Below are 11760 nucleotides of genomic sequence, written 5' to 3' on the forward strand. Positions count from 1 at the left end.
AAAATCTGGAAGGAATGGAGGCCAGGCCCGGAATCGAACCGGGGTTCGCGGCTTTGCAGGCCGCTGCATCACCACTCTGCCACCTGGCCGGATGCGTGTCAGATTGTATCCCGGCAAGCGGAGTGCTGCAGCTGCCTGCTACGGTTCTGACAAGAAAGGCCCGGGAAGCCGGGCCTTCGGGAAACTGGAGCGGGAAACCGGACTCGAACCGGCGACCCCAACCTTGGCAAGGTTGTGCTCTACCAACTGAGCTATTCCCGCTAAAGAAGAGAATTGTAGCCGAACAGGTTTTTCTGTCAAGCCCCACCCGACATTTTTCGATAATTAAGCCGGCAAGTGGTGAATTTCAGGCTTTACGCTTGCGTCTGGCGCAGAAGGTGTCAGAATAATCCGGTTTTAACACTCACAGTACAGGACCCATGGCAAAAGACGAACATATCGAAATGGAAGGCAGAGTTCTCGACACCCTGCCCAACACCATGTTTCGCGTTGAGCTCGATAACGGCCACGTGATCACCGCCCATATTTCGGGGCGCATGCGCAAGCACTACATCCGCATCCTGACCGGGGATCGCGTCAAGGTGGAGATGACCCCCTACGATTTGAGCAAGGGCCGCATTACCTACCGCATGAAATAATCTGCCGGCAGCTCGCTGTTCAATCGGTCACCGGCGCCGCAGCAGCCGAAGCGCTGCGGCAAACCAGCTCCAGCCCGTCCCCGTCCTCGCGGACGGACACTTCGACTTCGCCGCCCTCGGACAGATCGCCGAACAACAGTTCGTCGGCCAGAGGACGCTTGATGTGATCCTGAATGATGCGCTTCATCGGTCGGGCTCCCATCTTCTCGTCGAAGCCGTGCTCGGCCAGCCACTGGCGCGCGCCGGAACTGATCTCGATGGTCACGCCCTTATCGGCCAGCTGGTTCTCCATTTCCATCAGGAACTTGTCGACAACCTGCAGAACAACATCCAGCGCCAGCGACTCGAACTGGATGATTGCATCCAGACGGTTGCGGAACTCCGGCGTGAACTGTCTGCGAATGGCCTCCATGCCGTCGGTGGTGTTATCTGACGGCATGAAACCGATTCCGCGGCGGCTGATCAGCTCGGCGCCGGCGTTGGTGGTCATCACCAGAATGACGTTACGGAAATCGGCGGTGCGCCCGTTGGCGTCGGTCAGGGTGCCATGGTCCATGATCTGCAGCAGCAGGTTATAGACATCCGGATGTGCTTTCTCGATTTCGTCGAGCAGCAACACGGCGTGCGGCGTCTGCGTGACTGCCTCGGTCAGCAGACCGCCACGGTCGAAACCGACATAACCCGGCGGCGCGCCGACCAGGCGCGAGACAGTGTGGGCTTCCATGTATTCGGACATGTCGAAGCGAATCAGCTCGATACCCATGGTCATGGCCAGCTGGCGCGTGATCTCGGTCTTGCCCACGCCGGTGGGACCGGCGAACAGGAAGCTGCCGATCGGCCGATCGGTATCGGCCAGACCCGAACGCGACATCTTGATCGCCGATGACAGCGTGCCAATGGCTTCGTCCTGGCCAAAGACCACCATCTTGAGATCGCGCTCGAGGGTCTTGAGTGCATCGCGATCCGAGCGCGACACCTGGCGCGGCGGAATGCGCGCCATGCGGGCAATCACTTCTTCGATCTCGTTGACACCGATCTGCTCGGCGCGCTCGTCTTCGGGCTTAAGGCGCTCTCGTGCGCCGGCCTCATCGATCACGTCAATGGCCTTGTCGGGCAGATGCCGGTCGTTGATATGCCGGCTCGACAGCGTCGCTGCAGCTTCCAGGCCCTCGGGCGTGTAGGTCACGCCATGATGCGCTTCGAAGCGATGCTTGAGGCCACCGAGAATCTCGATGGTCTCTCCCACTGAAGGCTCGACAATGTCGATCTTCTGAAAGCGGCGCGCCAGGGCGCGATCCTTTTCGAACACGCCGCGGTATTCCTCGAAGGTGGTCGAGCCAATGCAGCGCAGCTCGCCATTGGCCAGCACCGGCTTGATCAGGTTGGAGGCGTCCATGACGCCGCCCGACGCCGCGCCGGCACCGATGATGGTGTGAATTTCATCAATGAACAGCACCGACTTCTCGCGTGCTTTCAGCTCCGCCAGCACCGCCTTGAGCCGCTTTTCGAAGTCCCCCCGGTACTTGGTGCCGGCCAGCAGCGCGCCCAGATCAAGCGCCCAGATTTCGGCGTCGTGCAACACCTCGGGGACTTCTTCACGGACGATGCGCAGCGCCAGACCCTCGGCCAGCGCGGTCTTGCCCACCCCGGACTCTCCGACGTAGAGGGGATTGTTCTTGCGCCGGCGGCACAGAATCTGAACCGTACTCTCGACCTCGAGCGCGCGCCCGATCAACGGATCGATCTTGTCTTGCCGCGCGCGCTCGTTGAGATTGGTAGCGTAGCTGGCAAGCGCGGACTGCTCTTCTTCCGCGCCGCCCTCGGCTGCCTGAACGGCATCCGCGCCGGCCTGCGGGCCGGCCTCATCGGTCTTGGCGATGCCGTGCGAGAGATAGTTGACCACGTCCAGGCGCGCCAGATCCTGCTGGCTCAGCAGATAGACAGCCTGCGAGTCCTTCTCGCTGAAAATCGCCACCAGCACGTTGGCGCCGAGCACTTCCTTTTTCTCGGCCGACTGCACGTGGTAGAGCGCGCGCTGGAGCACGCGCTGAAAGCCGATGGTCGGCTGGGTATCGCGCTGATCGCCCTCGGAGAGCACGGGCACCGACTCGGTGAGCACCCGATCAAGCTCGTGGCCGAGCAGCTGCGCGTCAACCCCGCAGGCCAGCAGCACTTCACGCGCCGACTCATTGTCAAGCAGCGCGAGCAGCAAATGCTCCACGGTAAGGAATTCGTGGCGTTTGCTGCGGGCCGTGTGGTAGGCCTGCGAGATGGAGAGCTCAAGTTCCTTGCTGAACATCGTGGCAACCTTGCGCTTGCGGCAATGCGAATGGCTTCAAAGTTCTCTGACCCCGGACGGCGGTGATGATTCCGCCCTGGCGGCAGTCAGGCATCGGTTTCTTCCAGCGTGCACTGCAGCGGATGCTGGTGTTCGCGTGCATAGTCATTGACCATCACGACCTTGGTTTCCGCGATTTCGTAGCTGTAGACCCCGGCCACGCCACGACCGCGCGTGTGCACGTGCAGCATGATGCTGGTGGCCTTGTCGCGCGACAGGCTGAAAAATCGCTGCAGCACTTCGACCACGAACTCCATCGGGGTGTAGTCATCGTTGAGGATAACGACCTTGTACAGCGGCGGCTTTCTCAGCTTCGGCCGAGCTTCCTGAAGCGCCAGGCCGTCGTCGCTGTTGGGGACGGAATGTTGCTCTCTCTCACTCATCGACTACCGCAGTACATGCCATGAACCATGACCATCATACTGCGGCAGCCGTGAGGGGTTTTCAAGCGCTCGCGGTGCCGCCGAACTGGTCTTCTTCGGTGGAGCCGGAAAGCGCACTCAGCGAGGATTCGCCACCGCTGATCGCCTGAGTCAGCTCGTCGAAGTAGCCGGTGCCGACCTCGCGCTGGTGGCGCGTGGCGGTATAGCCCTGCGCTTCGGCCGCGAACTCCTCCTGCTGCAGCTCGACGTAGGCCGACATCTGGCGCGCCTTGTAGCCACGGGCAAGCTGGAACATGCCGTGGTTGAGCGCGTGGAAGCCAGCCAGGGTGATGAACTGGAACTTGTAACCCATCGCGGCCAGCTCCTTCTGGAAGATCGCGATTTCGGCATCTGACAGGTTCTTCTTCCAGTTGAAGCTTGGCGAGCAGTTGTAGGCCAGCAACTTGTCTGGATACTCGGCGCGGATGGCCTCGGCAAAGCGCTTCGCCTCGCCCAGATCCGGGGTCGAGGTCTCGCACCACAGCAGATCGGCATACGGCGCATAGGCCAGGCCCCGGGCAATGGCCTGATCCAGGCCGGCATTGGTGTGATAGAAACCTTCGGCCGTGCGCTCGCCGGTAATGAAGCGATGGTCGGCCGCGTCGATATCGGAGGTCAGAAGGCCGGCGCCCATGGCGTCGGTGCGGGCGATGATGATGGTGGGCACATTGGCAATATCGGCCGCCAGGCGGGCGGACACCAGTTTTTGCACCGCCTCGCTGGTGGGCACCAGCACCTTGCCGCCCATGTGGCCGCATTTCTTGGCCGAGGCAAGCTGATCCTCGAAATGCACGCCGGCCGCACCCGCGTCGATCATGTCCTTCATCAGCTCATGCGCGTTGAGCACGCCGCCGAAGCCGGCCTCGGCGTCGGCCACGATCGGGGCGAACCAGTCGATATCGCCCTCGCCTTCGGCCGACTGGATCTGGTCGGCGCGCCGGAAGGTGTTGTTGATGCGCCGCACCACCGCCGGCACCGAATTGGCCGGGTACAGCGACTGATCCGGATACATCTGGCCGGCAATGTTGGCATCGGCCGCCACCTGCCACCCCGACAGGTAAATGGCCTTCAAGCCCGCACGCACCTGCTGCATGGCCTGGTTGCCGGTCAGCGCGCCGAGCGCATTGACGAAATCATCTTCGTGCATCCGCTGCCAGAGCTTTTCGGCACCCATTCGCGCCAGGCTGTGCTCGATGGTCACGCTGCCGCGAAGCCGCAGCACTTCGCTGGCGTCGTAGGGCCGCTTCACGCCTTTCCAGCGCGGGTTTTCCAGCCAGTCGCGCTCCATCTCGATGATCGGGGTTACGTTTCTGTTCATGCTATTGCTCCGGTGGGGTCCAATCGAGCCGGTCGTAGCCCGGCAGGGTGAGAAATTCGACGAAGTCGTCGGCGGCGGTGACCTCGAACAGCAGCTCGCCGGCGCGCAGAAAGTGGCCGCTGGAGAACGCCTCGTCGCCGATATCGGCGCGAATCCTCTCCAGCTCCTCGCCCTGCCAGCGCTGAATCAGGCCAAGGTCGATGCGGGTGCCGTCTTCGAGCACGCCGCGGGCGTGGCGCGCCCACTGCCAGAGCTGAGCGCGGGCAATCTCGGCGGTGGCGGCGTCTTCCATCAGGTGGTTGATCGGCACGCAGCCCTGCCCGGCCAGCCAGGCGCCCAGATAGCGAATGGCGACGTTGATGTTGCTCCTCACGCCTGCTTCGGTGATGGTGCCGTCGCAGGGCGCCACCAACTCCTCGGCGGTAACGGAAACGTCTTCACGCAGTCGGTCGAGCTGGTTGGGCTTGTCGCCAAGCTGCTCGTCGAAGATCTCCATCGCCAGTGGAATCAGGCCCGGGTGGGCCACCCAGGTGCCGTCGTGGCCGTCGCCGGCTTCGCGTTCCTTGTCTTCGCGCACCTTCTCGATGGCGGCCGCGTTGGCCTTCTCATCGCTCTTGACGGGAATCTGCGCGGCCATGCCACCCATGGCCAATGCGCCGCGGCGGTGGCAGGTCCTGATCAGCAGCTGTGAATACGCTCTCAGGAAGGGCACCGTCATGGTGACCTGCGCGCGGTCCGGAAGCACTTTGTCCGAATGCATCCGGAACCGCTTGATATAGCTGAAGATATAGTCCCATCGCCCGCAGTTGAGCCCGACGATCCGGTTTTGCAGGGCGTAAAGAATCTCGTCCATTTCGAACACCGCGGTGATCGTCTCGATCAGCACCGTGACCTTGATGGCTCCGGGCTCGAGATCGAGCGCGGCTTCGATATCGGTCAGCACCTGCTCCCAGAGCGCGGCCTCGTGGCGGCTCTCGAGCTTGGGCAGGTACAGGTACGGCCCGCTACCCTGCGCGATCAGCGCCTGCGCGTTGTTGCACAGATACACCGCCGCATCGAAAATGCCCGCCGGAACGGCCCGGCCGTCGACGCGGGCGTGTCTTTCGTCCAGATGCCAGCCGCGCGGGCGCACGATCAGCACCGCCGGATCGGGTTCGAGCCGGTAGTGCTTGCCGTTTTCAGCGGTGAAGTCGATGGTTCCGCGCACGGCATCGAACAGGTTGATCTGGCCGTTGATCATGTTCTCCCAGGTCGGCGTCGAGGAATCCTCGAAGTCGGCCATGAAAACCTTCGCCCCGGAATTGAGCGCGTTGATGATCATCTTGCGATCGACCGGACCGGTGATTTCCACGCGCCGATCGCGCAGATCGGCGGGAATCGGGGCTACTTTCCAGTCGGATTCGCGGATTTCGGCGGTTTCGGCGGGGAAATGCGGCACCGCGCCGGTATCCAGGCGAGCCTGCAGCGCCTGCCGGGCAGCCAGCAGCGCGTCGACGCGACCGCGGTATCGGTGGCTCAATCGCGCCAGCAGCCGCAGCAAAGTGCCTGCAAACAGCGGTTGTGCTGCGTCCGGCAGCTCGCTGGTCAATTCGGCTGGACTGGCGTCTGCCTGCCCGGACTGGTGATGCGGCGATGGGCTGCTCATCGGCTGCGCTCCGTGTCTGATGGACGGGGAAAGCCTACGGCGCGCAGCCAGTATTTGTCGAATCAAATCTTTTGATTCTAACTATCGGATAATGCAATAATTGCCGGGCACGACCCCCAGATTCTTCGAGAGTGAAGCGCCGTGGCCACCTACAAGGGCAACCTGCTCAAACACCTGCGGGCTTTCATCCAGACTGCCCGGGCGGGCAGCGTCTCGGCAGCGGCCGAACGTCTGTTTCTCAGCCAGCCCTCGGTCAGCCAGCAGATTCGCGCGCTTGAAGACGAACTGGACCGCCCGCTGTTCGAGCGCCACGGCCCGCGGCTGCGGCTCACCCCGGCCGGCAAGGCCCTGCTGGAGATGGCGCGCCCGCTCATCGAGCGCATCGACGCCCTGCCCGACGAGTTCCAGCGCCGCTACGGCTCGCTCGATACCGGCGAGATTCGCATCGCCGCCGGCGAGTCGACCATTCTCCATCTGTTGCCCTCGCTGATGATGCGCTTCCGGCGCAAGCATCCGGGCATCTTCGTGCACCTGCACAACGTCACCGGTGCCGACGGTCTGGGCATGATTCGCAACGACGACGTCGATTTCGCGGTCGGCTCCATGCTCGACGTGCCCGACGACATCGACTACCGCCCGATCTGGCACTTCAACCCGGCGCTGATCACCAGCCGCGACCACCCGCTCTCACGCCGGCGCGAAATCGACCTGACCGACATCAGCCCGCACGGCCTGATCCTGCCGCCCAAGCGCCTGAGCACCTACCAGCTCGTCGATCTGGTCTTCCAGAGACACGGCCTGCCCTTCCGCGTCAATCTGGAAGTCGGCGGCTGGGAGGTCATCAAGCGCTACGTCGCTTTGGGGATGGGCATCTCGATCGTGACCAGCTTCTGCCTGACCGAGGCCGACCGCCAGCAGCTGTTCGTGCGCGATATGAGCCGCTATTTCCCCCGACGCTCCTACGGCGCGGTGCTGCGCCGCGGCGCCTACCTCTCGCCCCAGGCCGAGCGCTTCATCGATCTGATGAGCCCGGATCTGTTCGAGCAATAGCGTACCCCTCGACGCCGCGCTCAACGCTTTCTGGCGACTCCGCGCCTGACACCCCCTGCTCATGGCAGATTCTCAGCCCAATCTCGTTAGACACGATGAATCAGACCTGCAGAATGGAGAAAACAACCATTGCAACAGACTCATCCACGAAATGTCAGCTCGCAGTCATGGACCGACAACGACCAGCGGGGGATGAAAGTTTTCGGCCCACTCTGGCTGGCCATTGCCGGCCTTTTCATGCTGACCCTGGCGCAGCCGGCGGCCGCCGCCGTCTGCCATGTCGATCAGACCGCCGAAAGCGGCGGCGACGGCAGCAGCTGGTCACAAGCTTTCAAGGATCTGCAAACGGCGCTGACCTGGCCCGACAATTTTACATGCCGCGAGGTCTGGGTCGCCAAAGGCACCTACAAGCCGCACGCCTCCGATCGCACGAAAAGCTTCAAGATACGCTCCGGCCAGAAGGTCTATGGCGGGTTCTCCGGCAATGAAACCTCACGCAATCAGCGCGACCCCGACCCCAGGACCAATGGCACGATACTGTCCGGTGGCATCAACCCGGGAACCGCCAAGCGCAGTTACCACGTAGTGTTCATCGGCACTGCCGGCCCCGACACGGTGCTCGACAGTTTCACCATCTCGTACGGACGGGCCAACGGTACCGGCGGCAGCGGCACCCTGCCAGGCGGCGGCGGCCTTTACTGCAAGGGCAGCCGAACCGATGAATGCAGCCCCACTCTGCGAAATCTGTTATTTGCCAACAACTTCGGCAATCTGGGCGGCGCCATGCTGACTCACAATAACGCCTCGCCCAGGCTGACCAACATCATCTTCGACAACAACCGGGCGGGAACACATGGTGGCGCCATGTATGCCTACATGAAAGACGCTGAAAGCAGTCCGACCTTTGAAAACGTGGCATTTATCGGCAACAAAGCGCTGAACGACAGCGGCAGCGGCGGCGCCGTGTATGCCAGAGTTCTTTGGGACGGGGCAGGCAAGAACTCTACTTATACACCTTTTTTTCCAACGTCACTTTCGACAGCAATCAGGCAGCCGACGAAGGCGGCGCGGTAAGGCTTGAATACAACGGCAAATCCACAGTGCAAGCCGACTTTTCCGGCGCTACCTTCAGCAACAACAGCGCCAAACATGGTGGCGCGCTGTTCGGCGACCTCTACAAGGGCGGCGTCACGCTGGCCAATACGACCTTTTACCGCAACTCCGCCAGCGGTGAGGGCGGCGCACTGTGGCTGCGGATCAACCCGGGCAATCTTGCGATAGCACACTCGACCTTCAGCGGCAACAGCGCACCGGCCGGCGGAAGCGCGGTGCGCTTTCGAACCTGGGGAGACCAAAGCCACGTCCGCAACAGTATTTTCTGGGGCAACACCGGCAGCGCAGCCATCAGTCTGAATTCCGACCCCATCAATACACCGCAGTTTTCCCACAGCATCATTACCGGAGGCTGCCCGACGCATGCCCACTGCTCCAGCGTCACGGACGATGACCCGCAGCTCAACGGGCTTTCCGATAACGGCGGCCCCACCAAGACCATGGCTCTCTGGTCGCACAGCCCGGCCATCAATGGCGGTACCGATATCGGCATCGACATCGACCAGCGTGGCGTCTCCCGTCCGCAAGGCGGCTCGTCACCCGACATCGGTGCCGTGGAGCTGCGGCAGTATACGGTCAGCACGAACGTCCAGAGCGGCCAGGGCTCGATCGTGCCCATGGCGCGCAAGGTCCCGCGCGGGGTAAAGCAAGCTTCGACCTCTATCCCGACAGTGGCTATCACGTGACCAGCGCCACCGGCTGCGGCGGACAACTCGACGGCAACGAATACGTTACCGGGCCAATCTTCGGCAACTGCACCATCACCGTCGAATTTGGCACCTACATGCCCAGCCTCTATCGCGTCAAGGCGACCGTGACGGGCGGAACAGCGCTGATCACACCTCCAGCACCGCAGTGGGTCGTCCCCGGCAGCAGTGTCACTTACAGCGCTCTTCCGCTCGACTCTTCACTGTCTGTGGTCAGCGCCAGCGGCTGCGGTGGCAGCTTGTCGGGCAACACCTACACTACAGCGCCGGTGGACAGCTCTTGCATGGTGAATTTCGTCCTTGAGGAACAGCCTGACCTGATCTTCAAGGACCGCTTTGAATGACCATGGGCCATTGAACACCGCCGCGGCGCCTACCTCTCGCCCCAGGCCGAGCGCTTCATCGCCCTGATGAGCCCGGATCTGTTTGGAGAGTGATTCTTTACTCAAGGGATCGAGCGGGAGTTGCCGCGGGCGGGGTGGCCTTTCCTGGGCAAGCAGTCAACACCAGCCTGGCCGAGCGGGGAGTGAACGACTCCGTGCCACCCGCATCCCATGCGCCGTTCGCCCCGCATTTCCCGCATCGCAGCCGCCACTCGCCGCCCCTGTCCGCTTAAACTCCGCCACCCATAAGAACTCACCCTCGCAATAAACCAAGGCCGGCCCCATATCGAAAAACATGAGTGATCTGATCATGGTGGCCCTATCCGGCGGGGTGGATTCGTCCACCGTTGCCTGGCTGTTGCGGCAGCAGGGCGAGAATATCGCCGGCATGTTCATGAAGAACTGGGAAGACGACGAGCCGGCCGATACCGGCGAGGCTGCTGCCGGCGGGCCGGCGGCCTCGCCGTGCACTGCCGGTGAGGATGCTGCCGACGCGCGGCGGGTGGCCGAAATCCTTGGCATCGAGTTTCACGGCCGCAATTTCGCCGCCGCCTACTGGAATGACGTGTTCGAGCACTTTCTGGCCGAGCTCAAGGCCGGGCGCACGCCCAACCCGGACATCCTGTGCAACCGTGAAATCAAGTTCCGCACCTTCGTCGAGCACGCCCGAGAGCTGGGCGCGAAAGCGATCGCGACCGGCCACTACGCACGCCGCCGCGACAACGCCGATGGCACGGTTTCGCTGCTCAAGGGCGTCGACCACAACAAGGATCAGAGCTACTTCCTCTACGCACTTGACCAGGAGCAGCTCTCGCACGCGCTTTTCCCGCTTGGCGAGCTGACCAAGCCCGAGGTGCGCGAGCTGGCCGCGCGCGCCGACCTGCCGGTGGCCACCAAGAAGGATTCCACCGGCATCTGTTTCATCGGCGAACGCAACTTCGATGCCTTCATCGCCAACTATCTCGACGCCGAGCCCGGCGAGATTCGCACCTGCGACGGCACGGCGATCGGCACCCACCAGGGGCTGATCCACTACACCCTGGGGCAGCGCAAGGGCCTGCACATCGGCGGTCTGAAAGGCTTTCCCGAAGCGCCGTGGTACGTCACTTTCAAGGATCTGGACCGCAACGTGCTCTACGCCGAGCAGCAGACCGACCACCCCACGCTGATGTCGACCGAACTCGAGGCCGGGCAGCTCAACTGGATCCGCCGACGGCCGGAAGCCGGCGAGCGGCTGCACGCCAAGGTGCGCTACCGCCAACCCGATCAGATGTGCCGGGTGGAGACGATCGACAGTGATTGCCTGCGGCTGTCCTTTGATCAGCCTCAGCGCGCCGTCACTCCGGGGCAGGCGGTGGTTGTTTATGATGGCGATGAATGCCTGGGTGGCGGCACCGTCGTTGCCAGCAATGCACCACGGCCCCAATCGCTCACAGACCCGAGAAATACGGAAGCCCCCAAGCCATGAGAGACGCCACCATCGCCTTTGCCGGCATGCTCCAGGCCAGCGAGCTGGTTCGCCAGATTGCCACATCAGGCACCTACTCCGGACAGGCGGCCCGGGCCAGCGTGGGCAGCGTGTTCAGTCGCAGCCCGGAATCAACCGAAGCCGTTTATGGCGGCATTGGCGGAGTGCGGATGGGGCTGCGCGTGTTGACCGAACTGTTCAGCGCGCGCAGCAACCACGAAAGCCTGCAGTCGCTCAACTATGCCCTGGGGCTTGCCAAGCTGAGCAAACAGGTTCGCCGCGACGGCAAGCGCCTCACTGCCATTGGCGACGAACTCGATCTGGTCGAACAAGCCTGGCGCGACGCCGATGAGCAACTCGATGAGGCCGTCTTTTCGCAGCTGGCCGATATCTATCAGCGCCACGTCTCGACGCTTGGCTTCAGGCTGTCGATCAGCGGCCGTCCCGAGTATCTCAAACAGGGCGACAAAGTGGCTTTTGTGCGCGCACTGTTGCTGACCGGCTTGCGCTCGGCGATCCTCTGGCACCAGGTTGGCGGGCGCCAATGGCGACTGGTGTTTCAGCGCCGGCGCATGCTCGAGCAGGCGCAGGAGCTGCTGACGGCCTGATCAGCGCGAACAATGCTCCGGCGCCAAACAACGCCAGACCGATGGCGCCTGTTCACCGGAAAGCGCCAAT

General features: G+C 62.8%; 11 protein-coding genes and 2 tRNA genes. 7 read left to right on the plus strand and 6 right to left on the minus strand.

Going from position 1 to position 11760, the window contains the following annotated elements; all coding sequences use genetic code 11:
* Positions 1-15 precede the first annotated feature (15 nt).
* Together ACEWQ0_RS04070 and ACEWQ0_RS04075 are read right to left on the minus strand one after the other, a co-directional pair.
* Positions 16-89: transfer RNA gene (locus tag ACEWQ0_RS04070), tRNA-Cys, on the minus strand.
* Between the two features lie 96 nt (positions 90-185).
* A tRNA-Gly gene (locus tag ACEWQ0_RS04075) sits at positions 186-261 on the minus strand.
* A gap of 158 nt (positions 262-419) precedes the next feature.
* On the opposite strand from ACEWQ0_RS04075, the gene infA reads away from it, so the two are divergent.
* Positions 420-638, plus strand: coding sequence for a translation initiation factor IF-1 (infA, locus tag ACEWQ0_RS04080; RefSeq protein WP_476483035.1), 219 nt, complete (start codon positions 420-422; stop codon positions 636-638).
* A gap of 19 nt (positions 639-657) precedes the next feature.
* Here the strand turns inward: infA and clpA are convergent, their stop codons facing one another.
* From clpA to aceB, 4 genes are all read right to left on the minus strand, one after another.
* Positions 658-2937 (minus strand): ATP-dependent Clp protease ATP-binding subunit ClpA, encoded by a 2280-nt coding sequence (gene clpA, locus ACEWQ0_RS04085; RefSeq protein WP_476484596.1) that lies wholly within the window; start codon positions 2935-2937, stop codon positions 658-660.
* A gap of 86 nt (positions 2938-3023) precedes the next feature.
* Positions 3024-3359 (minus strand): ATP-dependent Clp protease adapter ClpS, encoded by a 336-nt coding sequence (clpS, locus tag ACEWQ0_RS04090; RefSeq protein WP_476483033.1) that lies wholly within the window; start codon positions 3357-3359, stop codon positions 3024-3026.
* 61 nt (positions 3360-3420) lie between these two features.
* Positions 3421-4716, minus strand: coding sequence for an isocitrate lyase (gene aceA, locus ACEWQ0_RS04095; protein WP_476484597.1), 1296 nt, complete (start codon positions 4714-4716; stop codon positions 3421-3423).
* Position 4717: 1 nt separating this feature from the next.
* On the minus strand, positions 4718-6361 hold the full coding sequence (gene aceB / locus ACEWQ0_RS04100; protein WP_476484598.1) for a malate synthase A: 1644 nt from the start codon (positions 6359-6361) through the stop codon (positions 4718-4720).
* 141 nt (positions 6362-6502) lie between these two features.
* On the opposite strand from aceB, the gene ACEWQ0_RS04105 reads away from it, so the two are divergent.
* The 6 genes from ACEWQ0_RS04105 to hflD all read left to right on the plus strand — a co-directional run bounded on the left by ACEWQ0_RS04105 (position 6503) and on the right by hflD (position 11690).
* Positions 6503-7411 carry a LysR family transcriptional regulator gene (locus tag ACEWQ0_RS04105; RefSeq protein ID WP_476484599.1) on the plus strand — a complete coding sequence of 303 codons (909 nt, stop codon included), beginning with the start codon at positions 6503-6505 and terminating at the stop codon, positions 7409-7411.
* 192 nt (positions 7412-7603) lie between these two features.
* Complete coding sequence (locus tag ACEWQ0_RS04110) at positions 7604-8485, plus strand: hypothetical protein (RefSeq protein WP_476484600.1); 882 nt, start codon at positions 7604-7606, stop codon at positions 8483-8485.
* Between the two features lie 26 nt (positions 8486-8511).
* Positions 8512-9210: a choice-of-anchor Q domain-containing protein gene (locus tag ACEWQ0_RS04115; protein WP_476484601.1), complete on the plus strand. Its 699-nt coding sequence runs from the start codon at positions 8512-8514 to the stop codon at positions 9208-9210.
* Positions 9207-9575: a hypothetical protein gene (locus ACEWQ0_RS04120; protein ID WP_476484602.1), complete on the plus strand. Its 369-nt coding sequence runs from the start codon at positions 9207-9209 to the stop codon at positions 9573-9575. The genes ACEWQ0_RS04115 and ACEWQ0_RS04120 overlap by 4 nt, the downstream gene beginning before the upstream one ends.
* Positions 9576-9909: 334 nt before the next feature.
* Complete coding sequence (gene mnmA, locus ACEWQ0_RS04125; protein WP_476484603.1) at positions 9910-11082, plus strand: tRNA 2-thiouridine(34) synthase MnmA; 1173 nt, start codon at positions 9910-9912, stop codon at positions 11080-11082.
* Positions 11079-11690 carry a high frequency lysogenization protein HflD gene (hflD, locus tag ACEWQ0_RS04130; RefSeq protein ID WP_476483026.1) on the plus strand — a complete coding sequence of 204 codons (612 nt, stop codon included), beginning with the start codon at positions 11079-11081 and terminating at the stop codon, positions 11688-11690. Before mnmA ends, hflD begins: the two co-directional genes overlap by 4 nt.
* Positions 11691-11760 lie beyond the last annotated feature (70 nt).

Source organism: Wenzhouxiangella sp. YN9 (assembly GCF_056324165.1).

Bases quoted from the DNA above. Each gene is read 5' to 3' on its own strand.
- hflD (WP_476483026.1), top strand. From the start codon at position 11,079: ATGAGAGACGCCACCATCGCCTTTGCCGGCATGCTCCAGGCCAGCGAG.
- aceB (WP_476484598.1), bottom strand. From the start codon at position 6,361: ATGAGCAGCCCATCGCCGCATCACCAGTCCGGGCAGGCAGACGCCAGT.
- infA (WP_476483035.1), top strand. From the start codon at position 420: ATGGCAAAAGACGAACATATCGAAATGGAAGGCAGAGTTCTCGACACC.
- aceA (WP_476484597.1), bottom strand. From the start codon at position 4,716: ATGAACAGAAACGTAACCCCGATCATCGAGATGGAGCGCGACTGGCTG.
- mnmA (WP_476484603.1), top strand. From the start codon at position 9,910: ATGAGTGATCTGATCATGGTGGCCCTATCCGGCGGGGTGGATTCGTCC.
- clpS (WP_476483033.1), bottom strand. From the start codon at position 3,359: ATGAGTGAGAGAGAGCAACATTCCGTCCCCAACAGCGACGACGGCCTG.
- ACEWQ0_RS04110 (WP_476484600.1), top strand. From the start codon at position 7,604: ATGAAAGTTTTCGGCCCACTCTGGCTGGCCATTGCCGGCCTTTTCATG.
- clpA (WP_476484596.1), bottom strand. From the start codon at position 2,937: ATGTTCAGCAAGGAACTTGAGCTCTCCATCTCGCAGGCCTACCACACG.